This window comes from Amphibacillus jilinensis Y1 (assembly GCF_000306965.1).
GTDB lineage: Bacteria > Bacillota > Bacilli > Bacillales > Amphibacillaceae > Amphibacillus_C > Amphibacillus_C jilinensis.
The window spans coordinates 124,592-149,607 of sequence record NZ_JH976437.1; the positions used below are offsets into that span (position 1 = coordinate 124,592).

The following is a 25,016-nucleotide window of genomic DNA, read 5'->3' on the forward strand; positions in this document are numbered from 1 at the left end:
ATATCCTACAGGTTATCAACGAACTCTTTTGTACTCATACCTACATACTTCTTAAACACCTTATTGTAGTATTTGTATTCACTGAACCCGCAATCTTCAGCAATTTGATAAACTTTTTTTTCACCTTTTAAAATAAATTCGATTGATTTCCTAATACGGTAGCGATTTAAATAATCATTAAAAGTCGTGTTCACTTCTTTTTTGAAGCGATCGTGAAGCAAGGTAGGACTGTAACCAATCGCTTTTGATACATCATCGAATACAAACTTTTCAGCATAATTCTCCATGACAAACTGAATCATTTCATTGACAACTTCATCATTGACTTGATGAATCTTTACTTCGCTTGCATGCAGTTCTTTTAAAGCTTCTTGGGAATAAGAGAGCTGTTTAATTGTTTTTAATTGTTTCGCTTGTGTAATTGCTCGTTCTAAAGCTTGATAGATCTCCTGTTCATTTATCGGCTTTACGATGAATTCAGTCACGCCAAATTTTATCGCTTTCTGAGCATTGGAAAATTCATTATAGCTAGACAGAATAATGGTGCAGTACCTATAATCTAGTGTTTCCTCTAACATTTCAAATGCACTTTTTATCGGCATATTGATATCTGTCAAAACAATATCCGGTTCTAGCTCCTTAATAAGCTTCACACCTTCATCGCCATCTCTCGCTTCACCTACAACAATACAGTTGTGTTTTTCATAATCTAAGCCATATACCAGACGTTTACGGATAAGTGGTTCATCTTCTACAATGACTAATTTATACATAATGACCTCCAGCGATTCTTAATTCTATAACGGTGTAATTCCATTTCGTTTTTATGACAAAACTAGAATGTAGATACATTAAGCTTAAGCGTTGTTTCGTATTAATCAGTCCGTGGTGCTGATCAGGCTTAGTTGTCGTTTTTAACATCACATTTAAGCGGTTAGCTTGATCTGATGTTAGGGCGCCACCATTATCAATGATACGAATAACGACATCTCCATGAGTGCTTTTATGGATAGAGAGCCGCACCTTCAAATCGCGTCGATACTTAAATCCATATTTCAAGCTGTTCTCAATTAGTGGCAATAGAAACAATTTGGGAACACGTAAATGATTTAATTTGTCATCAATATAAAATTCATAAGTGAAATCCTCATAGCGTATTTGATTAACTTTTAAATAATTTTCAATATAAGTTAAATCTTCCTGCAGGCTCAAATCGACATTTCCTTCACTAATACTATATCTCAAGATATCATTCATTAGCGTCAGCAACTCTTCAGCTAACCCGCTATCTACATAGATGGCAGAGCGAATCGTCTCTAATGTGTTTGCCAAGAAATGCGGATGAAATTGTGCTTCTAATTTACGACGTTCTGATTCTAAATTTAATTCACTCAACTTAATGTTCCGGTCATGCGCATTCTGTAATTCAGCGAGAACATTATTAATATTTTGTGCTAGCGTCTCAAATTCATCATCCGTCTGAATTGATATTCGATGCGTGGGTGTTTGGCTAACTTTAATTAATTCATCATAAAGTAAATATAGGGAGTGACCAATTTTTGTCGAGACATTTTTAGAGAAAATATAGGTTTGAAAATAAATAAACAATGATAAGATAGTAAGCACAATTAAGCTTGCCAAAAAAACACCAACATAATTTTGATTTCTGATATATGCGGTAACATTGATATTATTATATAGCTGTGCTTCTTTATATAGAAAATTTCTATTTGAGTTGTCATTATTAAAATCTAACTTACCTGTCGTTGAATTCACAATACTATCTGAACTTGATGATAAAACATTATCATACTGATCATAAATGACATAATTTGTGATTGCATCTTCCCTTAACAGTTGAAATTCCCTTCCATTAATAACCGACACTGCATATCCAATAATAGACCCATCAATTATTGGATGTATATACAATAAATAAGAGGACTGATTTGAGCGATAAACCCGCATTACTCCTGTTTCAGCTAAAGGTGTTTCATTTTCGATGACTAAGTTTAAGAAATGAAAGAGTGCATAGTCAGTTTCAAAAACAGGGTTAGTATGTAACACTAAAGCTACGTCTTCATCAAAAACCAAAAGGTCACTTTTGATCTGTTGTCTTGCATTATAGCTGTAAAATGAACTAAATACGTTTCTTGAATCTGATTGGCCTTGCAAAAATCGAACGAATACATCCTCAGATATTTGATAAAGTTCTTCTTGTTTTGTCTTTATTATGGCTTCCAAGCTTTCGCCATAATGATCAAGTGTATTGTTCAATCGATAATTTCTCATATTGTAGTTGAAGAAACCGATAGTGATAATGGTAATAAGAATCATGACCGTAATAATTTTAAATGAGAACTTCAGAATGTCTTTTCTAATTTTCGACTCGAATCTTTTCATTTTCACGTTTAAAGTACCTCACTCGGCTTGACATATTTCATTATCTTCACTTTTATAGGTAGCTATGTTTCATGATTATTCTATATTTTAGCTGAAAGCTCAGTAAATTAGCAATGGCAAAAAACCCCTTCTTAAAACCAATTTGTTTTAAGAAAGAGGAGTAACTTACCGATTAGACACAGATAATCAACTGATTTTAGGCTAGGACGCCAAATTAATTGTCGCCTTTTAACCTAGCTATTATGACCACTATAAGATCCTTTAAAACATATCTTAAAAAAATCCAGACTATATAAAAAATCACCAATGAGTTCGCTTATATAACAATTAGTGAACCCATATACTTAGAGTACACGTTAATTATGGCATGGGTATTTGTATTCGTTGGCTGACAAACATACTGACAGTGAGCCAAACCATCAAACAGAAGAGGGTGACGCAGGGAGGGGATAAAAGTGATTACTCATGACCAGTTTATCACAAGTATGAATGCAGTTGATTACTATGAGGTTTGCGGTTGGTGAAGCACAAGGATAATGCTTAGTTAATAATGCATAAGCTACTGAGGTTCTGCTTTATCTTGATACGATCACTTCCATATCTAAGCAGACTCACGATTATGGCTACTAAAAATAAATGAATCGATAGGTCAAAAAACATAAAGACCAGATATTCCAACATGCACAGTTTTTCGTGTTGATTCACGCCACGATAACCTTTCAATTTTACTAGTCTTAAATTTTTGAATTACCATCTAAAAGGTTTATACTGACGAACTTATGTCCTGAGTTCGTCAGTACCCTATAACCAACTTGAATGAATCAATTTCTTTTTTTACTTCATACTAAAATCTACACCTGCGGATTAACTTTTTAGTAGACATTTTACACTTTGCTAACGCAAACAATTTGCTACCACTAGGTGTAGATGAAAAATTACAATTTTTTATAATAATAGTGCTGAAGCTACAATGCCAACTAATCCAATTGCAGATAGAATAAATACAGGCGATTTAGGCATCTCTTCATTATTCTCCATTGCTTTACCAAACATAAAGAAAACAAACGGATGAACTAAGAATGTCATCGAGAAAGTAAAGGTGATTAAACCCGCTGCTTCTGCACCAAACATTCCTTCCTGAATGCCGGCAAATAAACCAAAGTGAGAAATGGCAGAAGCCTTTGCCATCGCAGCAAAATCGATGGACATACTGCTAAAGCTTAGCAAATACAAACCACCGAAAATGGCAATGATTTGCCAACCGAATCCAAATTGTAATAATGATTTCATTTCCGATCGATCATCACTATTTGATTTTTTTATATTTCTAAGTCCAATAATTAATAAAACAAAACCAATTGCAATCATAATCATCGATGGTATTAAAAGCAATGATCCACGTTCCGAGCTAACTGCTAGAATAGAAAAAACAAAAATATGCATTGCAAACGGGATATTAACAAGCATAGGTGCACGATTTGCTGCTCGCTTACCTAAATCACCTGCGGTACAAGCACCTGTTAAACCAGTGTGTGATAGGGCTCCAGCCATACCTGGTGCTAAGTTCCGTACACTTGCTGTCTTACCGAAATAGATTAATAGTGCCATACCGCCGAACATCCAAAAGATTTGTCCGAAAAACCCATAACCTAATACAGCACCTGTTCCCTCCATTTCAAAAACTTCGATAATACGAGAACCACCTACCATGAAATTACCTGCTAAAACGACTGGAATACCTGCAAACAAAAGCGCTTTAATTGTTGGCCCAAAAACATAGCCATAGTACAGTACACCCAGTACTGTCGCAATAACCATCGCAAAGAAGATGGATGGGAGTGTCACTAATGTATGTACCCATTCTGCTAAGTGGAACGACATAATAAGCACACCGATAATGACGATAATCTCAAGTACACCTTTACGAATATATAATGGCTTTTCCAAAATTTTCGCTCGATTATCGATCAAAATAATCGATCCCACAAGACCAAGATAAGCCATAATAGGATAATAGCTTCCAAGTGAGCCCGTATCTAAACCTAGAAGAATACGACTCATCGCTTCAATACCAATTAGTAAAAAGAAGGATCGCACAATTAAAACAAGTTGTGTTCGCGTTGTACCTAGTACTGCTTCTTCTTCATTGTGAATAAGTAAATCTTTGGTTGCACCGGTCTTATTACCAAATATCTTTCGTATTTCTTGACCACCAACAAAAAAAGTAACAATTAATGCAATATTGGTTGTTTTTGAAATCAATTCGATAACGGGGAATTGTTGAAGACCAGGTTCAGCTAAGTCGCTTGCAACAAGGACAAAACCCATGGCTAAACCGAAAATAACAATGATTAAAATTGGGGAATAACGTGTACCAGCGACAACAGTCCGGGCAATTAGAACCATAGGTATTAATAAAAATAATGATAATAAGAAATGGTTTAGTAACTGTAAACTATCGACTTGCTGAATAAGATGTTCCATTCAAGTTCTCCTCTCAAAAATAAATAAAATTAAGTAAGCACACACTTATGTATCATACTTTGTTTTTGTGAAAGAGTAAACATTATCAAGTATAGATTCACAGGATGTTCATAATTAGCTCATTACGAAGAGACCTATTGATTGTCGATACACGAGTAAGGCAGGACATTAGCGTCCGTTAACATCCGACTAAATAAATCAAATTTATGCTCTATTTCAAATCGGGTGTTTTACGGACGGTTATCTGTGATAAAAGCATTAATATGTTCAATAGTGTTTAATTGTTGTTCTTCTCTAGAGATTGTCGCTTTACCATCACCATTTTGTTCACCATAATGACCAAAATAAGCATGATTGCCCCCTTCTATTACTATTTCAATAGAAGATTCGCTAGGTAAATACGCCCTATTCTCAACTAATTTGTCTTGATTTAATACTTTATCTTCTGAGCCCCACAAAGTAAGGGTCGAAATATCTAAATTCGAAAGGTCGGTAGCTGAATAAGCACCTAGTAAAACTAAGCCGTTAATCTGGTCATAATAAGAGGCTGTGAAATTGGCAGCCATTGCACCACCTAGAGAGTGCCCTATGATATACCATACCTCGATTTCATGGTTATTGTTAATAATATCCTCAGCAGCATTAGGATTTAGTACAGCAAGGTTAAATGGCATCGATACCAAAAAGCTTTCATATCCTTGTTCAGCCAACTTCTGCATGAGTAAACCGTATGATTCTGTCTCTACTTTACCACCGGGATAAAAGATTAGCCCTGTTTTAGTAGGGCTATCAACCGGAGTAAATCTATAGCCTTCTGGAATGGTTTCAACATCTACTTCTTCTGTTGGTTGAAAAGCCACATTGGTTACATCCATCGGCTCATAGCTATCATTTAGATACCAAATGACGACGGTGATCAACACTAAAAAGATGACTAAACTGATCAAAACAATTTTTTTCTTTATACCCATATAAACGCCTTCCTTATTCCAAATATGTTAGTAACTCATTTAGTCTCTGGGCCAAGCTCAAACAAAACACCATAGAAAAGGTAGATAGCTTTGACAACTATCTACCTGAACCTTTCTTATTCTTGTGCAATTACTTGTTTTACAGCTGAGCGATCGTATGTAAGCTTTTGACCACCATCCACTTCAATAACAAGAGTGCTTTCATCTAACGAATGAACAGTACCATGCATACCACCAATCGTGACAACTTGATCACCTTTTTTCAAATCAGACTGCATTTGATTAACTTGTTTCTGACGCTTTTGCTGTGGACGAATTAAAAAGAAATAAAAAACAAACGCCATTAAAAGAAACGGTGCCATTAAACTAATCATTTCTCCCATATTTGAGTCATCCTCCTTTCATTAAAAATTCTTTGCATTCGGTTTATTGAAGCCATATTGTTCAAAAAATTCTTCCCGAAAATCACCAAGTCGATCTGCTTTTATTGCTTCGCGAACTTGCTCCATTAATTTTACCAGAAAATATAGATTATGATAAGTGGTAAGTCTTAATCCAAAGGTTTCGTCCGCCTTAATTAAATGGCGAATGTAAGCTCTTGAATAATTTTGACACGTGTGACAATCACAATTTGGATCTAGTGGTGAGAAATCTCGTGCGAATTTTGCATTTCGAACAACGAGTCGACCATTTGATGTCATACACGTACCGTTACGAGCTATTCGTGTCGGTAAAACACAATCAAACATATCAATACCACGAATCGAACCATCAATTAATGAATCCGGTGAACCTACTCCCATTAAGTAACGTGGTTTAGAATCTGGTAATAATGGTGTAGTAAATTCTAACACACGATTCATGACATCTTTTGGTTCACCTACAGACAACCCACCAATAGCGTAACCAGGAAAATCAAGTGACGTCAAATCTTTAGCACTCTGTCGACGGAGGTCTTCATATTCGCCACCTTGAACAATACCAAACAAGCCCTGATCATGTGCACGCTGATGTGCAGTTAAACAACGCTCAGCCCAGCGGCTTGTTCGTTCTACTGAATCTTTCATATATTTATGTTCAGCCGGGTATGGCGGACACTCATCAAATGCCATCATAATATCAGCGCCAAGCGCATTTTGAATATTCATCGCTTTCTCAGGAGATAGAAATAACTTCTCACCACTAATGTGATTTCTAAAGTGTACGCCTTCTTCTTCTATATCTCGTAAGTCACTTAAACTAAAAACCTGAAAACCGCCAGAATCGGTTAAAATAGAGCCATCCCAATTCATAAATTGATGAAGACCACCAGCTTCTTTAACAATATCCTCTCCAGGCCTTAGCCACAAATGATACGTATTTGATAATATCATATGAGCACCAATTTCTTTTAATTCTTCTGGGCTCATCGTTTTTACTGTAGCTAAAGTACCTACTGGCATAAAGACAGGTGTTTCGAATGAACCATGTGGCGTATGCACACGGCCTAATCGGGCACCCGTTTGTTTACATGTTTTAATTAATTCATATCTTACAGCATTCATTATTCTCCTACTTTCTTACTCTTATATTATAAAATTAACATCGCGTCGCCAAAGCTAAAAAAGCGATAGCGATGCTCAATAGCAGCATGATAAGCTTCCATGATGAAATCACGCCCAGCTAAAGCACTTACGAGCATAACAAGGGTTGACTTCGGTAGATGAAAATTGGTAATGAGTCCATCAATTACTTTAAAGCGATAAGGGGGATAAATGAATATAGAGCTCCATCCGCTTGTCGGAATAAGTTGTCCATTATGATTCGAGGCAATCGTTTCTAAAGTACGCGTCGAAGTGGTACCTACAGATATAATACGCCCTCCCTTTTCTTTAACTGCATTGATTTTGTTTGCTTCCTGTTCACTAAGGTGGTAAAATTCTGCATGCATTTGATGATCCTCTACCCGCTCGACACTGACGGGACGAAATGTGCCAAGCCCCACATGTAATGTTACAAAAGCAATTTCAATACCCTTTTGCTTTACTTTGTTTAATAGCTCTTCTGTAAAATGTAATCCTGCTGTTGGTGCCGCTGCTGATCCCTCTTGACGTGCATAGACCGTTTGATAACGATCTTGATCACTTAATTGTTCTTTAATATAAGGGGGGAGAGGCATTTCACCAAGTTCATTTAAGATTTCCAGAAAAATACCTTGATAAGTGAATTCTACAATTCGACCACCTTGGTTTAGCACCTCTTTACAGGTTGCTGTTAATAGACCCTCTCCAAAGCTGATTACAGTACCTTCTTTAACTTTTTTCGCTGGTTTAACAAGTACTTCCCAGCAATCGCCTTCCCTTTGGTGAAGTAATAACAATTCAATTTTAGCACCGGTATCTGTCTTTGTTCCATATAGCCTTGCTGGTAAAACTTTCGTATCGTTTAACACCAAACAATCACCAGGTTTTAAATACTCAATCACATGATGAAAGTGCGTATGTTCAAGCGATTGATTTTCTTTATTGAGCACCAGTAACTTTGATGCTGTTCGATCCTTTAATGGTTTCTGTGCAATTAATTGCTCTGGTAATGAAAAATCAAAATCTTCTATTTCCATAATGATCTCCTATTCGTTTATGTGCAGTAAATCCGTAAAACAACCGATTCGAAATAGAGCGTAAATCTAATTTATTTTGGCGGGTGTTAACGGACGCTAATGTCCTGATTCACTCAGTTAACAACAGTGGAGGGAAGAACACCCCCACTGATTGAAGGTTCGTTTTATAGCATTAACGTCAGTCTGAATTTAATAATGGTCGATTGAAATGCTCATATGCTTTAGGTGTTGCCAATCTTCCACGCGGTGTGCGTTGAATAAATCCCTTTTGCAATAAAAAGGGCTCATAAACATCTTCTATTGTTTGAGACTCTTCTCCTACAGTGGCAGCAAGTGTATCCAAACCAACCGGTCCACCTTGGAATGCATCAATAATAGCCAGCAATAGCTTATGATCAATATGATCTAAACCCGTCGTATCCACTTGTAGCATTTCTAAAGCATGTTGGGTTGTCTCTAAGCTAATAGTCTCTTCACCTTTAACTTGGGAGATATCTCGAACCCGCTTGAGCAGTCGATTAGCAATCCGTGGCGTCCCTCTTGACCGGCGAGCGATCTCTAACGCTGGCTCTTTAGCAATTTTAACATCAAAGACAGTAGATGTACGTTCAACAATTTCCCTTAAATCCTCTACTTCATAGTATTCTAAACGCGTTAACACACCAAAACGATCTCTTAACGGCGCAGACAATAAACCAGCTCTAGTCGTAGCGCCAACTAAAGTAAACGGTGGTAAATCAAGCCTTACAGAGCGAGCAGTAGATCCTGTACCTATGACAATATCCAAACAAAAATCTTCCATTGCTGGATAAAGAATCTCTTCAACAGCGCGGGGCAAGCGATGAATTTCATCAATGAATAAAACATCGCCTGCCTCTAATCCAGATAAAATCGCAGCTAAATCACCTGCCCGTTCTATGGCTGGACCTGAGGTCATACGAAATGCCACTTCCATTTCATTTGAAATGATAGAGGCCATTGTTGTCTTTCCCAGCCCTGGCGGACCATACAATAAAACATGATCTAAAGGTTCATTTCTTAATTTTGCCGCTTTAATAAAAATAGCCAAATTTTCTTTTGCTGTCGTTTGACCAATATACTGGTTCAACGATTGTGGCCGAAGACTTAATTCAATCTCTTCTTCTTTATCAAGTTGTTCTCCAGTAATCATACGCTCTTCCACGTATATCCCCCTCCCCCATTTATTGCATCATTAGCGCTAAAGCTTTACGTATTAGTGCATCCGTATTCGAGAGCTTAGCCTGTTTCAATTGTGGCATCACAGCTTTAATTTCTCGTTCTTTATAACCTAAAGCTTTTAAAGCTTCTACAGCCTCATTGACACTCTCACTATCAAATTTAACGACGGCTTCATTTTCTTGCTGCGTATCTTCAGTTTGTTGGATCACAAAAGGCAATTTACCTTTTAAATCCAAAATCATTTGTCGCGCTGTTTTTTTCCCTACTCCTGGAAATTGGGTTAAAAACTTTTCATCTTCTTCTTCAATTGCCAGAACAAACTGTTCTACTGAGGCATTTCCTACAATAGATAATGCCCCTTTAGGACCAATCCCAGACACATTTAATATTTGTGAAAACAATTGTTTCTCGTCAGTATTTCGAAAGCCGTATAGTATTTGCGCATCTTCTCTAACATGATGATAAGTATGTATCTTAATTTTTTGGCTCATATATTCTTGGAAATGAAATGGATTAGCACAAAAAATTTCGTAGCCCACACCATTGACATCAACAATCGCTGCCAATTCTGTCATTTCCACTAATGTTCCATGTATGTATGCTATCATTATATTATCGCTCCTCAACCTCTCACTATACTTTCATAATTGCTATTTTACCACACAATCGTATGTTCGCCTAGTTTAGCCCATTAATCATTAGATTCTAGAAGAGGGAGGAAATCGACAAGGAGAGTCTGTTATTATCCAGACTCTCCTTGTACTTGTTCGCTAGGAATATGGTTGCGAAAAACTTCGATTGTATCTTGATATATTTGTTTAGAATCAATTTTAATACCTTTTCTCAATTTCTCCTGTTTGTCTTTTGGTAACGCCTCAAGGTCCAAGTCATATACTTGTTGAATCACTTGCTCATATTGAGGTTCACCTTCAAAGATGGTTAACTGTTGCTCAGATAAACCGAAATAGCCTACTTCTTTTAAGTATGGGGAAATGTCATCCAAGTATTCTCTAAATATCATTTGCCCCATTTTTTGGTCAATAAGTTGATAAGGTTCATAAGTATACCAAAAATCTTCCATCGACGTAATCGTTTCCTCAAATACTTCTGAATCCATTCTACCGTCCAAATATTGTCTTTGCAAAACAATTTCTATGGTTGCTAAATCATCAGGGTGCTTTGACTGTTGTTCTGTTCGGGACACTTCAACGAGCTCATCTTCTTCTATCTCTGGTTGATCGTTATTCAGATAGCCATTATAAAAGAATATCATGACGATCAATAACAAGTTAATCCCTATTAAATATTTCAACATTTTCACCTCTTAAAATCATTTATATAACATAGCATAGACAATTATTTTTTTTTTACACATATGAAATCCCCCCTTTGCAACCATAGATTTTTTGAAATTTCAATTTAGAAGCAAAAAAATAACCGACTAGTGGTTAGTCGGTATAAACAACAAAATCATATTCATTTGGATCAACTTTTCTTACTTTTAATATCTCAGCCGGAGAGAGCACAAGCGACTCTCCATTGTAATAGCTAATATGATCTAGTGTATCTTCATGATGCATAGCAATTAAGTAATCACCATTTTCTTGTCTTTTCACCTGATTAAAATGGAATTCTCTAATTGTCTTTTGATCTTGCTTCTGATATACAACAAAATAATCAAATTGATCAGCGGTAAATTGCTTTAAACATGCTTTTGCTTTCTCTCTATCTTGATCAGAAAAACAGGCAAATTCTTGTTCACCATCACTTGTTTCACACATTGTGAATACACACCTCAATATAACCTTTTTAATATTTTATTCCGTTAAATCTGCATTGTGATAAACCTCTTGCACATCTTCTAGTTCTTCAAGATGGTCAATTAATTTCTCCATTTTACTACGCTCACCCTCTGACAAGCTTGAATAGGTTGATGGAATCAACGTGACTTCAGCTGTTTCTAGGTTATAGCCTTCTTCGTATAAAGCAGATTTCACATCACTAAATTGATCGGGTTCGGTAAATATTTCATAAGTATCTTCAGTCGTTTCCATTTCTTCTGCTCCAGCTTCTATCACAGCTAACATAATGGTATCCTCATCAGCCTCTGTTGTCGACCGATCAATCACAAGATAACCGCGTCTATTAAACATAAACGATACACAACCGTTTTCACCTAAATTACCACCATTTTTAGAAAAGGCATGTCGAACATCTGAGGCTGAACGATTCTTATTGTCTGTTAAGATTTCAACCATTATAGCTGCCCCACCTGGACCATATCCCTCATAAACGACTTCTTCATAGCTCGCTCCATCTAATGAACCAGTAGCTTTTTTGATTGCACGATCAATATTGTCATTTGGCATGTTGCTTGCTTTTGCTTTATCAATAGCTAATCGTAGCGTAGGATTCATTTCTGGATCTGGTCCACCTTCTTTAGCTGCAATATAAATATCTTTGGCAGCTTTCATAAAAATTTTTCCCCGCTTTGCATCTTGGGCATTTTTACGTCTTTGAATGTTCTTCCATTTAGAATGTCCAGCCATCTACTATGACTCCTTTCTCAAATAAAACTTATCATTTCCGTTTTATATGATAGCATAGGCAAGGCTGTTAAATAAAGTCATTCTTATCATTGTCACAATCATTTAAATAGATAGACTTTTATCTGCTATGTCAAACATTTTTGGCAGGCACCTTAATCCCTTCACGCTTATGAGCAGATCGTTTGTGCATCGCTTCAATAATTTCTTTATCTTTAATAGGAATTGATTCCCCTTTTAAAAATTGATCAATCAGCTCATAAGTTGTACCCATTTCATTTTCATCAGTTTGTCCTTCCCATAAGCCGGCACTAGGCTTTTTCGTAATAACCTGTTCTGGAACACCTAAATACTTAGCCATTTCCCTTACTTCACCTTTCGTTAAGTGAATAATAGGCGCGAGATCAATCCCTCCATCACCATATTTTGTGAAATAACCCGTGTACCACTCTGCCGCATTATCAGTACCAACAACTAAATAATTATGATTCGTAGCAACCGTATATAAGGTGCTCATTCGTAAACGCGCACGTAAATTTGCATCTGCTAGCTTATCTTGCTCCTTATAATGAATGCCTTGTTGATCAAGTTCATTCGTAATTTTATTAAATAACGTATTATGCGCTTCGGTTAAATCAATGGTAATATGCTCAATATCAGCTTCTTCTGCTACTTCATTTGCATATTTTAAATCATCAGGGTTACTTTTACACGGCATCATAACACCTAGGGAATCCTCAGGCATTGCCTTTTTTATTAGGTTAGCAACAACTGCTGAATCAATGCCACCACTAATCCCGACTAACAACCCTTTAGCGTTTGCCTCCTTCACTTGATCTTGTAACCACTTAACCAACTTGCCAACTTGTTCTTCCACCTTACATATCCCCTTCCGGTTTTTAAAGTTTGTTTTCTCTTTTTATTATTACTTAATATGGGTAAAGATGCAATTATTTAAAGCATAAAAACATAAACATTTATATCAATATAAGATGAATAATTAGATAAAAGACCATGAAAAAACGTTAATGCCTTTCATTTGAGCTCACTTTTAAAAAATAAAATGCCCTCAGCCAAGTGTATCTATTTGCTGAGGGCATTTTATGCTGAACAAAATCGTCACTTCGTGCATCCAACTACTTGTTAAGATTGGCTGAATAACGATTCATATTCTTTTATTATTTATTCTTCATCTTCTTCACGCATTGGCTGAAAGGGTTGTTGATATTGCCCCCATCCCGTCCATTGTGGATCGTAGCTATATGGCATCATAGGTGACATACCATACATCGCATTAGGGTCCATGTATCCATATTGATTGTCCTGTAAAGGCATAGCTTGTTGCATATAAGGATCCATTTGATTCGGCTGCATATACATAGGTTGTTGCGTATGCATAGGTGACTGGAGATTTTGATCTCCACTATCATAATCATCATACATAGCCATACCTTCAGTTACATTAGGGTCCCCACTTCCAAGATCTCCCCACTGTCCTTGCTGTTGATAGTTAGCTGTTGGCATGTAATATGGCTGAGCCATCTGTAGCATTGATGGATCTTGATATTGATAACACGCATCAGGAGCAGGCTGACAATCCTTACTTGGATGTATATGGGAATGTGTCTGCATCGGCATACAAGGCACCCATACATAGCAACACGGCATCATTGGCCATCCCTTCATATCATGTGTATGCATCGGCTTCTTCACCTCTTCTTTTTTCATTTCTTTAGGTTTTTCATCTTTTTTGGGCTGATGATAATGATGGATCGATTGATTTTGCATAATGGTGTCATTATCTTCAATCCCGACATCTATATTATAGTGATTAGAATAAATATTAGGTAGCTTTGGCATTTGAATGGACATTGGCGGTAGCTTCGGTAACGGTGTTTGTTTTTTAGGCATCTTCTTTTCTACTTCTTTTTTAGGCACTTGGTCGTCCTCTTTAATAACTGGCTGCGCCTTTTGTGGAACCGATTTAAAAGGTTCCATAACTTTTTCCTTTGCATCTTGATGTGTGACGTGTTTCGTTACACTAGGAACCTTTATTTTCATACCTGGCATAATCATATCAGGATTAGCTAATTGATTATTAAGTGCTTTAAGTTCTTGGAAATCGACGTTATATTTTTTCGATAAGTTCCATAACGTATCACCTTTTTGTACAGTATGAATCTTCACGCGTTAATCTCCTCTCTGATGTCTTTTTACTGGGCAAACAACAGGCTTATTCCCTAACAACATATGCAACTGTATCTAAAAGTTGAATAAAAAAACAAACCTTTACACACAAAGGTTTGTTTTTTTAGCTACGAAAGGATTAGCATTCTATCTAAAGCCCGTTTCGCCCACATCGTTGTTTCTGGATCGACTGAGATCTGGTGGTATGAACGATTTTCACTGATCGCATGTAATGATGCTAGTAAATGAGGCAAGTCAATGCGATTCATCGTAAGACAAGGACACATATATGGGTTTAATGAGATAATATTCTTGTCTGGATGTTGTTTTTGTAGTCGTTTTACCAAATTCATTTCTGTTCCAATTGCCCAACTAGTACCTGATTTAGCCTTTTCTATCATCTCTATAATGTATTTAGTTGAGCCAACATAATCAGCACGTTGGGCAACTTCAAAGCGGCACTCAGGATGAACAATTATAAAACGATTGGGCTCCTCTGCTCTAATACTTTCCACATTCTCTACTGTGAAATTTTCGTGCACAGAACAAAAACCTTTCCATAGGATCACTTTAATATGCTGATAATCCCCTTGATATTCCAATTGGTTTTTTTGTTGATTCCATACCGCCATATCCGAAAGCGGTACACCCAAATCATAAGCCGTATTACGGCCTAAATGCTGATCTGGCAAAAACAGCAATCGTTGCTTTTGCTGTAGCGCCCAAGAGACTACTTTTTTAGCGTTTGATGACGTAACGGTTGCTCCACCATGTTTACCCACAAACCCTTTAATCGCTGCGGTAGAATTCACATAGGTAAGCGGCATCACAGTGTCACCAAATAATTTCCCCAACGACAACCAGCATGTATTTGTTTGCTCAAGTGTTGCCATGTCAGCCATTGAGCAACCTGCACGCATATCTGGTAAGATCACTTTTTGATGCTCTGTTGTTAACATATCGGCTGTCTCAGCCATGAAATGAACCCCACAGAAAACAATAAATGAGGCGACGGTATTTTGAGCTGATAATTGTGCAAGTTGCAGTGAATCACCACTGATATCTGCGAATTGAATGACTTCATCCTTCTGATAATGGTGTCCAGGGATAAATAAGCGCTCACCTAATTGCTCTTTTATACGGAAAACTTCATTCTCTAACTCTTGTTTTGACAAAGCGTAATAGGACTTCATTAATGCTGTGTTATGCTCTTTTTCCTTTAAATATGTTAGCATATTCATCTTCTCTACCTCCTTTACCCTTCGATGTCCATACTAAAATCGAAGGCTTTCGCTGAATGTGTAATGAATCCTAATGCTAAATAATCTACACCTGTGTCCTGATAATCCTTGATCATATCTAGCGTAATGCTTCCAGAAGCTTCGGTGATCATGTGTTCAGGAATATGCTCAATATATTGGCGCACCTTTTCCGCTTTTTGATTGTCAAACATAATAATATCGACAGCCGATTTCACGGCTGCCTCAACTTGAGCTAAATTCTCAGTCTCTACCTCAATTTTAACCATATGTCCAAGCTTTGATCGAATGTGTTGAACTGCTGCTTCAATTGATCCATAATACGCAATGTGATTGTCTTTAATCATGACGCCATCATACAGACCAAACCGATGATTATACCCACCTCCACAGGTAACTGCATATTTTTCAAAAAGTCTTAAGCCTGGTGTTGTTTTTCTAGTATCAGTGATTCTTGTCTGTTCATCGCTTAATTGATTGACCGCGGTTGCCGTTAAACTCGCTATACCGCTCATGCGTTGGAGTAAATTTAAAGCGACTCGTTCACCACTTAAAAGAGCTGGAAGCGGACCGGTTATCGTCGAGATCGTTTCTCCTATTTGCACTTGTTCACCATCACACTTGTGATTGAGAACGATAACTGTTGGATCAATACATTGATAAACGATTTCTATTACGTTAATACCGGACAATACACCAGATTGTTTGGCAACAACCTTTGATTGCCCTTTATCCGTTTTTGAAAATAAATAGTCACTCGTCAAGTCACGATCTCCAATATCCTCTAGTAAAAATTGTTCAATTGCTTGTTTAGCTTTCAAGTGATTCATAACGCTCCCCCTCGTATAATATGTTTAGGCTTCTATTTCAGCCAATTAAATGATTGCCCTCTTCTCTAAATGACAGCCTTAATAATCAAAGCCTTTATTATTTATTTCTTGACGTCATAGCGCAAGTCTTATTATGTGGATGTTTATCACGATATTTAGAACGTAACGTATGGACAAAATCCCAGTCCTTCGAATGGTTTGGATAATCAACTCGCCAATGCGCACCTCGGCTTTCAGTCCTTCTTAATGCGGAAGTAACAATTAGCCATGCGGACAACAATTGATTAGCGCGTTCCCTTTGTTTTGGCTGAATCTGATCCAGGGGGCAATGGATAGGATAGCTTTCAAGCCAATCTTTAAGTGTAAGTAAACCGAATGGGTCACGAACAATTCCAGCGTAGGTCGTCATCTGCTTTTGCAAAGTATTTAAAGATGGTAAATCGATTGATTGATACGTCACACTATTTGTAGTGCTAATAACTGGATCGATTCGTTTAGTTAAAGTACTCTCTGAAATAACTGATGCTAATCGATTGGGGAACACTAAGGCTTCAAGTAATGAATTACTTGCCAAGCGATTTGCCCCATGAATCCCGTTACAAGCTACTTCTCCAATGGCGTACAGTCGATCAATAGATGTTCTACCAACCAAATCAGTTTTTATTCCACCTATCATAAAATGAGCACCAGGTGCTATAGGTAAGGCACCTTCTTGCATATCTATTTTTGCTTTCTGACATAATTTATTGATTGTAGGGAATTTCACATCAAACCTTTCAATCATTGAAATATCTAAATAAACTTGCTTATTTGCAAGGTAATGATCATAAACCGTTCGTGCCACGATGTCTCTAGGTGCCAAGTCTTTTAATGGGTGGATCCCTTCCATAAGAAGAGTGCCTTCCTCATCTAACAAACGAGCACCCTCTCCTCGAACTGCTTCAGATATTAAGCCATAATTGCGGCCATCCTTAACAAGCATCGTCGGGTGAAATTGAATAAATTCCAAATCCATGAGTTCTACCCCGGCACGATAAGCAATAGCTAATCCATCCCCAGTAATCGTCGGGTTATTTGAGGTTAATTGATACAATGACCCACATCCACCAGTAGCGAGAACAATATGATCAGCAAAAAAATATTCATCTTCATCATTTGCAGTTTGACATCGCACACCGATACATCGACTTTGCTCGATAACTAAGTCGATTAGCTTATGTTCCTGTTTTAATTGAACGCTTCCTTCCAATCGATTATAAAAAAAACTAAACAGGCGATGACCGGTTTGATCACCACCGACATGAAGAATTCTCCTTTTATGATGAGCACCTTCTTGACCAAAAATAAGTGCACCATTTGTTGAATCAAATTGAAAGCCTTTTTTTATTAGATCACAAACCGCGCTAACCCCTTCTTTTGTGAGAACCTTAACAGCGTCTTCGTTCGCAAAATAATAACCAGCTTGTAATGTGTCCGCCATATGATCTTGCCAGCAATCTGTTGGGGACAATGCTGCTGCAATGCCACCTTGTGCCAAAATAGAATTGTTTTCCGATATATCTGCTTTCATCAAGACAGTGACTTGATGTGTCGTTGCTAATTGGTCAGCTAGAACCATGGCTGACAATCCCCCACCAATAATAATGACTGTTTGATAATCCATGTGGTCTCCTTTTTTAATGTCTTTACAGTTATCTTTACATATTTATTTACATATGACAATACTTATTTTAAGATAATAATAAACGAACCTTCTTTGAAAGGAGCATTTATGATCTATTTAGATTATGCTGCTTCGACACCTGTCGACGAGCATATATTAAAAATTTACCAACAAACCGCAAGAGATTTTTTTGCAAACCCGCTAAGTTTACATGACTTAGGAACAGAAGCGATGGAATTATCTCGTTATAGCTATGAGGTGATTGCCAGCTGCCTCGGATGTGATCAAAAGGAACTACATATGACACATAGTGGAACAGAAGCAAATCATTTAGCGCTTGAAACCCTTTTACAAACAAAGCCTCATAACAAAAAACATATCGTTGCTACACCATTCGAACATTTTTCGATTGCTGATTTTTTAAAAAAGAAACAGCTAACAGAAGGGTATGAAATTAGTTTACTTACCCCAAATGACCAAGGGGAAATATTATTAGACGACGTCATCGCCAAAGTAGAGGAAAATACATGCCTTGTCGCTATTCAGCATATCAACCATGAAATTGGGACTATTCAAGATATTGAAACGATTGGCAGATGGATACAGCAAAAAGGGATCCTTTTTCACTGTGATGGTGTTCAAGCATTTTCAAAAGTGCACGTTGACGTAAAAGCTCTACATGTTGACAGCTACTCCATTTCTGGTCATAAAATCTATGGTCCAAAAGGGATAGGTGCCACATATATAAGAAGCATTCCCAGTAGAAACACTAGTGAAAGATTATACAGGGGAACGGAAGACATTGCTAAATTAGTTGCATTTGCAGCAGCGGCTGATATTGGCACAACACATATTGATGAAAAAGCTAAGCATATTAAAGAATTAAGAACTTACTTTATAGAAAACAGCGCTAATATCACTGACCACGCTAGCGTATTTACAGCAAGGCAACAGTCACCACATGTGATTGGCATCTTGTTCAATAAAATACCTGGTCATTATGCAATGTTAAAATTCAATCAAGCGGGGATTGCAATGTCCACAGGAAGCGCCTGTACTGTCAACCAACAATCGCCATCTCCCACTATGATTGCTCTAGGGATAGATCCACAACATGCCAAAAACTTTATTCGTTTATCACTAGGAAATGAAACAACAAAATCTGAACTAGAAAAAACAATAAAAGTATGCGAAAATATGTTACAGGAATGGAAAAATTAAATGAACCTTCCATCAGCGAGTGTTTTACGGACGGTTATCTGTGATAAAGCGAACCTTCAATCAGTGGGGGTGTTCTTCCACCGCTGATTGTTAGCTGAGTGAATCAGGACATTAGCGTCCGTTAACTTCCGCCTAACCAAATCAAATTTTCGCTCTATTTCGCATCGGGTGTTTTACGGACGGTTATCTGTGATAAAGTAAAACTTCTGTTGGAAAGGGGTTTTACTTTCAGTTAGAGGAGACAAAAGGAGTGACAATAGTGGAACACACGCATAAACTAGTTGGGGATGAAAGAAGGTCTGCGCTTTTAACATGGTTAAGAGAATCAAATCAACCTTTAACCGGTGGGGATCTAGCAGAGAAGGCCGGGGTTAGCAGACAAGTTATCGTACAAGATATGTCATTGTTAAAAGCAAAGAAGGAACCTATTATCGCCACAAGTCAAGGTTATTTATTAATAGACCAACATAATCAAACGCATAAATGCCAACGGATTGTTGCTTGTAAACATAGTCCAGAGCAAACACAGCAAGAATTGGAATGCATTGTTGACCAGGGCGTAACAGTTGGCAATGTCATCGTAGAGCATCCCGTATATGGCGAATTAAAAGCACTTATTATGGTAAGTGATCGTCATGATGTCAAACAATTTATCAACAAAATTAACTCTACACATGCACCCTACTTATCTGAATTAACAGATGGTGTACATCTCCACACCCTTGAAGCTGAAAACGAGGATAAGTTAGAAGCAGCGTATTTAGCACTCAAAAATAACGGCTTCACTATTGAATAGTCGTAAAAATAAAAGTGATGCAAACGTTTAGTAATACAGCTACTTGAGTAAATCACTCGAAAAAAACAACTCTTTAATCTGAGGAGCTTTCTTACTTCTTCCACTGATTGTTAGCTGGGTGAACCCGGAAATTAGCTCCCGTCTAAATAGGTTTGCTCTGCTTTGAGGCGGGTATTTTACGGTTTGTTACCTGTGTGAATAAGTTCGTCTAGCAATTGACCTCTCGTAGAATGAATCTGTTACACCAAGTATATATTCAGACTCAGATAGCATTATTTGTAAATTAAAAACAAAAAGATCGAACCTACATTTTCCCAATATAGGCTCGATCTTTTACTTTTATTTTGTTTAGTCATTACTTACATAACAGGGGTAAGTACCTAAGACTTCTATATGGCAACCAATAGCCTCTATTTCCGCAATTGTATTCGGAATTAGAATATCATCCATCTGTTGATCGACATCAATTAGAAAATAGTATTGGCCTAGACCTGTTTTCATTGGTCGAGATTCAATTTTAGATAAATTAATCCTGCGCCATGCAAAAGCAGATAATACTTGATGAAGGGCACCCGCATGATCAGTAGGTAAGGCAATCATAAGCGTTGTTTTATATCCTTTTAATTCCAAACCTTTAATACGCAAGGCGGTATCATTTTTATGTAAAACAATAAAGCGGGTTTGATTGTTAATAAAATCATGTATATTGGGTTTGACAATTTCTAATCCATACTCCTTTGCCGCAAGATCATTAGCTATCGCCCCTATTCGTTTATCAGGGTGCTCACTTACAAAGCGAGCCGCCGCTCCAGTTGATGTATATGTTTCTACTTTTGATTCACGCATATTTTGCTTCAAAAATTGGTGACATTGCGCCAATGCATGAGGGTGTGAATAGATGGATTCCGTCTTTTCCCACTTCATCTTATTTTGCGAGTGAACCATAAAATGTTGTTTTACAGGAATAATAATTTCACTTACTATCTTTAACATCTTTTCTTGGATTAAGTAATCAAGTGTTAAGTTAACCGTGCCTTCTAATGTATTTTCTAAGGGCACTACACTATACTTGACATGGCCAAGTTTAACCGCGTCAATACAAGCTGGAATGGTTTGATAGCTCATCGATACATGTTGTGGAAATAATGCATCAACAGCTTGCTGTGAAAATGTTCCTTTTGGACCTAAATAGCCTACTGAAAATGACAACTCTATCCCCGACCTTTCCTCTCCTATGCACCAGAACTTAGGATCTCAACGCGATCGATAAACGGCTGGTTTTTTAATTGCACAATAAGTTCATCTAATGCAAGCATTAATTGTTCAACATCTAATGATAAGGTGACATTAGCCTTTCCATGGACTGGTATAGTTTGGTGAATCGTTAAAATATTCCCCCCAGCTCTAGCAACTGTATCTAACAACGTTGATAACGTTCCGGACCGGTCCTCTAAATGAAAGAATAATGTGATAATTCGAGTTTTTTGAATAGCTTGCAAAGGAAAGACTGCATCACGGTATTTATAATACGCGCTCCGCGACAGTCCAGCTTGCTTTACCGCTTCATAAACCGAATTCGCTTTTCCTCGATCTAACTGTGCCTTAACTTCTAAAGTTTTCCGCATCGCATCAGGGAGAAAATCACCACGAACCAGATAAAATGTTTCCTCTTCTTTTTTCATTGCTACCCTCCCCATCACTAAAAATAAAGCGAACTTCAATCAGTGGGGGTGTTCTTCCCTCCACTGATTGTTAGCTGAGTGAATCAGGACATTAGCGTCCGTTAACATCCGCCTAAATAAAAGAATCGGTTGTTTTACGGACGGTTATCTGTGATAACACAAAATTTTATTCAATAAATTCAAATTCATATTCTAACAATCGGACCGTATCACCATCTTTGGCCCCTCTTTCTCTTAGGGCTTGATCAATACCCATACTTCGCATCTGTCTTGAAAAACGTTGGACTGACTCATCTCTTGTTAAGTCTGTCATTTTAAACAGCTTCTCTATTTTCTTACCAAAAATAACGTAAGCACCATCCGAATCCCGGGTAATTTGAAACGGGACTTCTTCTTTTTGATGTTTATAGACAACATGTTCTGAGGCTTCTTCAACTGGCTTTTGTAACTTTGGTATTTGTGCTAATTGATCAGCTATAGCAAATAGCAAATCACGAAGCCCTTCACGAGTCACTGCAGATATAGGAAAAATGGGATGTTCATCCTGCAATTGTTCCTTAAACAACTCCAACTGCTCAACTGCATCTGGCATGTCCATTTTGTTCGCTACAATAATTTGTGGGCGATCTAATAACGTCTGATCATAAGCGCCTAATTCTTCATTGATAGCTTGAAAATCTTCAAACGGATCTCTTCCTTCAGTGGCTGCCATGTCTAATACATGAACGATCACTCTTGTCCGTTCAACATGACGTAAAAACTGATGTCCTAAACCGATCCCTTCATGAGCACCTTCGATTAAACCCGGTAAATCAGCCATCACAAAACTACGTTGATCATCTGTTTCAACCACACCTAAATTAGGAGCTAATGTCGTAAAATGATAATCAGCTATTTTAGGGCGTGCTGCACTAACGACAGATAACAACGTCGATTTCCCAACGCTTGGGAATCCCACCAACCCTACATCGGCGATTACCTTTAATTCAATTATAATATCACGTTCAATGCCTGGCTCACCGTTCTCCGCAATCTCAGGTGCAGGGTTCCGTGCAGTCGCAAATCGAATGTTTCCACGACCACCTCGTCCACCTTTTGCTATCAATGCCTGTTGGCCGTGTTCTATTAGATCGGCAACAACCTGATTCGTGGCTTCATCTCTAATCGTTGTCCCAGGTGGTACCATTAAGATAAGGGGCTCTGCATTCCTACCATGCTGACCTTTACTCATGCCGTTCTCACCGCGTTTCGCCTTAAAATGACGTTGATAACGAAAATCCATTAATGTATTTAAACCTTCATCTACTTCAAAGATTATATCGGCGCCATTGCCACCATCGCCGCCTGATGGTCCACCAAATGGCACATATTTCTCTCGACGAAATGAAGCAAGTCCGTTCCCTCCATCGCCTGCTTTTACATATACTTTCACTTGATCAACAAACATGATGTCACCTCTTTAATCCGCTTCCCAAACAACCACTAGTCGTTCTTCTTGAGCAGATACTATTTGTATTCTATAATCCGTTGCGGTCAATTCGTCAATAAGCACAGTTAAATCTTTAAGTGCTTGATTTATTTCTAATATTAGACGAAAGGGTTGCTTTTTAAATTGTTGAAACTTTATTGTACCATGGTAAAGCATTGAATTCATTAGATACTTTGAGATTATTTGATGAACAGATTCAACTAAATGTGCCAATTGGTGATCATTTATGATTGGGGGCTCTACAATTTCAATAACAGGCTCCCATCTTATGCCTGTTTCCAAATTATTTAATCGCATCAGCTTTAGTATCGTTGCTGGTAAGTCCATATTCTGAAATTGCTGTTCCCGCATAAGTCTTTCAGCGACTTCTGCTGATTTTTGTTGGACCTTATCTAGCTTACCCATCTGGGCATAACCCATAATGACTTGTAAATCATTCGACCAATCATGTCGATAATGCCTTAGCAAATTTACAATTTCTTTTTCATCCATTTTATCACCGCCGATATCAATGTAAAAAAATTATACCAGATTACCCTCAATTCGTAAAAGTGACTCTAACTCATCGCTGAGAGTCTTTTAATAAAAATACTTTAATATCATAGTGATTTTACCTAATATACATTTCAGTTTAATGAAAAAAACGTGTCTCAAAAGACTTATCTTTTGAGACACGTTCACTTTCATTCATTATGCTTCTTGTGCAACAGGATAAACACTTACACGTTTACGGTTACGTCCGACACGTTCAAAACGCACGATACCATCTGCTTTTGCGTAAAGCGTATCATCACCACCGCGTCCAACATTGTTACCTGGGTATATCTTTGTTCCACGTTGACGGTAAAGAATAGAACCACCAGTAACCATTTGGCCATCAGCACGCTTAGCACCTAAACGTTTTGATTCTGAATCACGGCCGTTCTTAGAACTACCTACACCTTTTTTACTCGCGAAAAATTGTAAATCTAAACGTAGCATGGGTTTTGCACCTCCTTATTTTTCAGAGATGGAAATATATTGACCATAATCACGTGCAATGGTTTGTAAAGAAATTAGCATACCTTCAAGTAATAAAGACGCTTTTTCAAGCTGGCTTTTTGTCAAACTTTCAGGTAGCTCCACTTTTAAGTAACCCCCATTGTCACTTTGATCAATAATTGGCTCAATCTCAGCTAAATTAATGATAGCATTTGTCATTCCAAAAGCCACTGCTGACACAGCAGCACACACTAAATCATGACCATGAGGACCGCTCTCAGCATGTCCACTCAGTTCAAACGCTGTTATATGTTTGAATTGTTTACGATAAATCGTAACCTTTATCATAATCATTCAACCTTAAGCGTTAATTTTTTCAATGGTTACTTTTGTATAAGGTTGACGGTGACCTTGTTTACGGTGATAATTCTTTTTAGGCTTGAATTTGTAAATCGTTACTTTTTTCTGACGACCTTGTTTCTCAACTTTAGCCGATACAGAAGCACCTTCTACAAATGGTGCGCCTACTTTAACATCATCCCCATTAACAAAAAGTACTTTATCAAACGTAACAGATTCTCCAGCTTCAGCTGCTAATTTCTCAACGTAGATGCTTTGACCTTCTTCTACTTTGACTTGCTTACCGCCTGTTTCAATAATTGCGTACATCCTAATTGCACCTCCTTAAAATAACTCAGACTCGCC

At 37.5% G+C, this 25,016-nt stretch carries 26 protein-coding genes and 1 other annotated feature (1 of these 27 cut by a window edge); of the genes, 2 read left to right on the top strand and 24 right to left on the bottom strand.

Annotated features, from left to right (window positions below):
• Nucleotides 1-5 precede the first annotated feature (5 nt).
• The 17 genes from B494_RS0112300 to nadB all read right to left on the bottom strand — a co-directional run bounded on the left by B494_RS0112300 (nucleotide 6) and on the right by nadB (nucleotide 18,142).
• Nucleotides 6-773 (bottom strand): response regulator transcription factor, encoded by a 768-nt coding sequence (locus B494_RS0112300; protein WP_017472689.1) that lies wholly within the window; start codon nucleotides 771-773, stop codon nucleotides 6-8.
• Nucleotides 766-2,403, bottom strand: coding sequence for a sensor histidine kinase (locus B494_RS0112305; protein ID WP_241211422.1), 1,638 nt, complete (start codon nucleotides 2,401-2,403; stop codon nucleotides 766-768). Before B494_RS0112305 ends, B494_RS0112300 begins: the two co-directional genes overlap by 8 nt.
• A gap of 945 nt (nucleotides 2,404-3,348) precedes the next feature.
• The gene (locus tag B494_RS0112310) at nucleotides 3,349-4,887 is read right to left on the bottom strand and encodes a hypothetical protein (protein ID WP_017472691.1); all 1,539 of its coding nucleotides are present in this window, start codon (nucleotides 4,885-4,887) and stop codon (nucleotides 3,349-3,351) included.
• Between the two features lie 230 nt (nucleotides 4,888-5,117).
• Nucleotides 5,118-5,858 carry an alpha/beta hydrolase gene (locus B494_RS19330; protein WP_017472692.1) on the bottom strand — a complete coding sequence of 247 codons (741 nt, stop codon included), beginning with the start codon at nucleotides 5,856-5,858 and terminating at the stop codon, nucleotides 5,118-5,120.
• A 116-nt stretch (nucleotides 5,859-5,974) separates the two neighbouring features.
• On the bottom strand, nucleotides 5,975-6,241 hold the full coding sequence (gene yajC / locus B494_RS0112320; protein ID WP_017472693.1) for a preprotein translocase subunit YajC: 267 nt from the start codon (nucleotides 6,239-6,241) through the stop codon (nucleotides 5,975-5,977).
• Nucleotides 6,242-6,262: 21 nt separating this feature from the next.
• Nucleotides 6,263-7,402 carry a tRNA guanosine(34) transglycosylase Tgt gene (gene tgt / locus B494_RS0112325; RefSeq protein WP_017472694.1) on the bottom strand — a complete coding sequence of 380 codons (1,140 nt, stop codon included), beginning with the start codon at nucleotides 7,400-7,402 and terminating at the stop codon, nucleotides 6,263-6,265.
• Nucleotides 7,403-7,428: 26 nt separating this feature from the next.
• The gene (gene queA, locus B494_RS0112330) at nucleotides 7,429-8,457 is read right to left on the bottom strand and encodes a tRNA preQ1(34) S-adenosylmethionine ribosyltransferase-isomerase QueA (protein ID WP_017472695.1); all 1,029 of its coding nucleotides are present in this window, start codon (nucleotides 8,455-8,457) and stop codon (nucleotides 7,429-7,431) included.
• 178 nt (nucleotides 8,458-8,635) lie between these two features.
• A complete protein-coding gene (gene ruvB, locus B494_RS0112335) occupies nucleotides 8,636-9,640 on the bottom strand; it encodes a Holliday junction branch migration DNA helicase RuvB (protein ID WP_017472696.1) in 1,005 nt (334 codons plus the stop codon).
• Between the two features lie 19 nt (nucleotides 9,641-9,659).
• Nucleotides 9,660-10,265 (bottom strand): Holliday junction branch migration protein RuvA, encoded by a 606-nt coding sequence (gene ruvA, locus B494_RS0112340; RefSeq protein WP_017472697.1) that lies wholly within the window; start codon nucleotides 10,263-10,265, stop codon nucleotides 9,660-9,662.
• A gap of 134 nt (nucleotides 10,266-10,399) precedes the next feature.
• Complete coding sequence (locus tag B494_RS0112345) at nucleotides 10,400-10,972, bottom strand: BofC C-terminal domain-containing protein (RefSeq protein ID WP_017472698.1); 573 nt, start codon at nucleotides 10,970-10,972, stop codon at nucleotides 10,400-10,402.
• 133 nt (nucleotides 10,973-11,105) lie between these two features.
• Nucleotides 11,106-11,438 (bottom strand): hypothetical protein, encoded by a 333-nt coding sequence (locus B494_RS0112350; RefSeq protein WP_017472699.1) that lies wholly within the window; start codon nucleotides 11,436-11,438, stop codon nucleotides 11,106-11,108.
• A 36-nt stretch (nucleotides 11,439-11,474) separates the two neighbouring features.
• Nucleotides 11,475-12,206, bottom strand: a complete 732-nt coding sequence (locus tag B494_RS0112355; protein ID WP_017472700.1) for a YebC/PmpR family DNA-binding transcriptional regulator — start codon at nucleotides 12,204-12,206, stop codon at nucleotides 11,475-11,477.
• Between the two features lie 130 nt (nucleotides 12,207-12,336).
• On the bottom strand, nucleotides 12,337-13,080 hold the full coding sequence (gene nadE, locus B494_RS0112360) for an NAD(+) synthase (protein WP_017472701.1): 744 nt from the start codon (nucleotides 13,078-13,080) through the stop codon (nucleotides 12,337-12,339).
• A gap of 305 nt (nucleotides 13,081-13,385) precedes the next feature.
• On the bottom strand, nucleotides 13,386-14,390 hold the full coding sequence (gene safA / locus B494_RS21590; RefSeq protein ID WP_017472702.1) for a SafA/ExsA family spore coat assembly protein: 1,005 nt from the start codon (nucleotides 14,388-14,390) through the stop codon (nucleotides 13,386-13,388).
• A 128-nt stretch (nucleotides 14,391-14,518) separates the two neighbouring features.
• Complete coding sequence (nadA, locus tag B494_RS0112370; protein ID WP_420884345.1) at nucleotides 14,519-15,625, bottom strand: quinolinate synthase NadA; 1,107 nt, start codon at nucleotides 15,623-15,625, stop codon at nucleotides 14,519-14,521.
• Between the two features lie 20 nt (nucleotides 15,626-15,645).
• On the bottom strand, nucleotides 15,646-16,479 hold the full coding sequence (gene nadC / locus B494_RS0112375; RefSeq protein WP_017472704.1) for a carboxylating nicotinate-nucleotide diphosphorylase: 834 nt from the start codon (nucleotides 16,477-16,479) through the stop codon (nucleotides 15,646-15,648).
• Nucleotides 16,480-16,576: 97 nt separating this feature from the next.
• Complete coding sequence (gene nadB / locus B494_RS19340; RefSeq protein ID WP_017472705.1) at nucleotides 16,577-18,142, bottom strand: L-aspartate oxidase; 1,566 nt, start codon at nucleotides 18,140-18,142, stop codon at nucleotides 16,577-16,579.
• Between the two features lie 108 nt (nucleotides 18,143-18,250).
• On the opposite strand from nadB, the gene B494_RS0112385 reads away from it, so the two are divergent.
• Nucleotides 18,251-19,363, top strand: coding sequence for a cysteine desulfurase family protein (locus B494_RS0112385; RefSeq protein ID WP_017472706.1), 1,113 nt, complete (start codon nucleotides 18,251-18,253; stop codon nucleotides 19,361-19,363).
• Nucleotides 19,364-19,622: 259 nt separating this feature from the next.
• Entirely contained in the window at nucleotides 19,623-20,159 is a 537-nt protein-coding gene (locus B494_RS0112390; protein WP_017472707.1) for a transcription repressor NadR, read from the top strand.
• A gap of 348 nt (nucleotides 20,160-20,507) precedes the next feature.
• On the opposite strand, the gene pheA is transcribed toward B494_RS0112390, so the two are convergent.
• From pheA to rplU, 7 genes are all read right to left on the bottom strand, one after another.
• The gene (gene pheA / locus B494_RS0112395; protein ID WP_017472708.1) at nucleotides 20,508-21,368 is read right to left on the bottom strand and encodes a prephenate dehydratase; all 861 of its coding nucleotides are present in this window, start codon (nucleotides 21,366-21,368) and stop codon (nucleotides 20,508-20,510) included.
• Between the two features lie 23 nt (nucleotides 21,369-21,391).
• Entirely contained in the window at nucleotides 21,392-21,841 is a 450-nt protein-coding gene (locus tag B494_RS0112400) for an ACT domain-containing protein (RefSeq protein WP_017472709.1), read from the bottom strand.
• 166 nt (nucleotides 21,842-22,007) lie between these two features.
• Entirely contained in the window at nucleotides 22,008-23,288 is a 1,281-nt protein-coding gene (gene obgE, locus B494_RS0112405; protein WP_017472710.1) for a GTPase ObgE, read from the bottom strand.
• Nucleotides 23,289-23,300: 12 nt separating this feature from the next.
• Nucleotides 23,301-23,822 carry a Spo0B domain-containing protein gene (locus B494_RS0112410; protein ID WP_017472711.1) on the bottom strand — a complete coding sequence of 174 codons (522 nt, stop codon included), beginning with the start codon at nucleotides 23,820-23,822 and terminating at the stop codon, nucleotides 23,301-23,303.
• A gap of 198 nt (nucleotides 23,823-24,020) precedes the next feature.
• On the bottom strand, nucleotides 24,021-24,311 hold the full coding sequence (gene rpmA, locus B494_RS0112415) for a 50S ribosomal protein L27 (protein WP_017472712.1): 291 nt from the start codon (nucleotides 24,309-24,311) through the stop codon (nucleotides 24,021-24,023).
• A gap of 15 nt (nucleotides 24,312-24,326) precedes the next feature.
• The gene (locus B494_RS0112420; RefSeq protein ID WP_017472713.1) at nucleotides 24,327-24,659 is read right to left on the bottom strand and encodes a ribosomal-processing cysteine protease Prp; all 333 of its coding nucleotides are present in this window, start codon (nucleotides 24,657-24,659) and stop codon (nucleotides 24,327-24,329) included.
• A gap of 12 nt (nucleotides 24,660-24,671) precedes the next feature.
• The gene (rplU, locus tag B494_RS0112425; protein ID WP_017472714.1) at nucleotides 24,672-24,980 is read right to left on the bottom strand and encodes a 50S ribosomal protein L21; all 309 of its coding nucleotides are present in this window, start codon (nucleotides 24,978-24,980) and stop codon (nucleotides 24,672-24,674) included.
• A 17-nt stretch (nucleotides 24,981-24,997) separates the two neighbouring features.
• Nucleotides 24,998-25,016: a sequence feature (ribosomal protein L21 leader region), on the bottom strand; it runs 63 nt beyond the window's last position.

Coding starts and splice junctions, on each gene's coding strand:
- queA (WP_017472695.1), bottom strand. CDS start 8,457: ATGGAAATAGAAGATTTTGATTTTTCATTACCAGAGCAATTAATTGCA.
- B494_RS0112355 (WP_017472700.1), bottom strand. CDS start 12,206: ATGGCTGGACATTCTAAATGGAAGAACATTCAAAGACGTAAAAATGCC.
- obgE (WP_017472710.1), bottom strand. CDS start 23,288: ATGTTTGTTGATCAAGTGAAAGTATATGTAAAAGCAGGCGATGGAGGG.
- B494_RS0112305 (WP_241211422.1), bottom strand. CDS start 2,403: ATGAAAAGATTCGAGTCGAAAATTAGAAAAGACATTCTGAAGTTCTCA.
- B494_RS0112345 (WP_017472698.1), bottom strand. CDS start 10,972: ATGTTGAAATATTTAATAGGGATTAACTTGTTATTGATCGTCATGATA.
- B494_RS19330 (WP_017472692.1), bottom strand. CDS start 5,858: ATGGGTATAAAGAAAAAAATTGTTTTGATCAGTTTAGTCATCTTTTTA.
- B494_RS0112385 (WP_017472706.1), top strand. CDS start 18,251: ATGATCTATTTAGATTATGCTGCTTCGACACCTGTCGACGAGCATATA.
- B494_RS0112310 (WP_017472691.1), bottom strand. CDS start 4,887: ATGGAACATCTTATTCAGCAAGTCGATAGTTTACAGTTACTAAACCAT.
- rplU (WP_017472714.1), bottom strand. CDS start 24,980: ATGTACGCAATTATTGAAACAGGCGGTAAGCAAGTCAAAGTAGAAGAA.
- nadB (WP_017472705.1), bottom strand. CDS start 18,142: ATGGATTATCAAACAGTCATTATTATTGGTGGGGGATTGTCAGCCATG.
- ruvA (WP_017472697.1), bottom strand. CDS start 10,265: ATGATAGCATACATACATGGAACATTAGTGGAAATGACAGAATTGGCA.
- tgt (WP_017472694.1), bottom strand. CDS start 7,402: ATGAATGCTGTAAGATATGAATTAATTAAAACATGTAAACAAACGGGT.
- B494_RS0112300 (WP_017472689.1), bottom strand. CDS start 773: ATGTATAAATTAGTCATTGTAGAAGATGAACCACTTATCCGTAAACGT.
- yajC (WP_017472693.1), bottom strand. CDS start 6,241: ATGGGAGAAATGATTAGTTTAATGGCACCGTTTCTTTTAATGGCGTTT.
- B494_RS0112350 (WP_017472699.1), bottom strand. CDS start 11,438: ATGTGTGAAACAAGTGATGGTGAACAAGAATTTGCCTGTTTTTCTGAT.
- B494_RS0112410 (WP_017472711.1), bottom strand. CDS start 23,822: ATGGATGAAAAAGAAATTGTAAATTTGCTAAGGCATTATCGACATGAT.
- nadA (WP_420884345.1), bottom strand. CDS start 15,625: ATGCTAACATATTTAAAGGAAAAAGAGCATAACACAGCATTAATGAAG.
- nadC (WP_017472704.1), bottom strand. CDS start 16,479: ATGAATCACTTGAAAGCTAAACAAGCAATTGAACAATTTTTACTAGAG.
- B494_RS0112400 (WP_017472709.1), bottom strand. CDS start 21,841: ATGAAAAAAGAAGAGGAAACATTTTATCTGGTTCGTGGTGATTTTCTC.
- B494_RS0112420 (WP_017472713.1), bottom strand. CDS start 24,659: ATGATAAAGGTTACGATTTATCGTAAACAATTCAAACATATAACAGCG.
- rpmA (WP_017472712.1), bottom strand. CDS start 24,311: ATGCTACGTTTAGATTTACAATTTTTCGCGAGTAAAAAAGGTGTAGGT.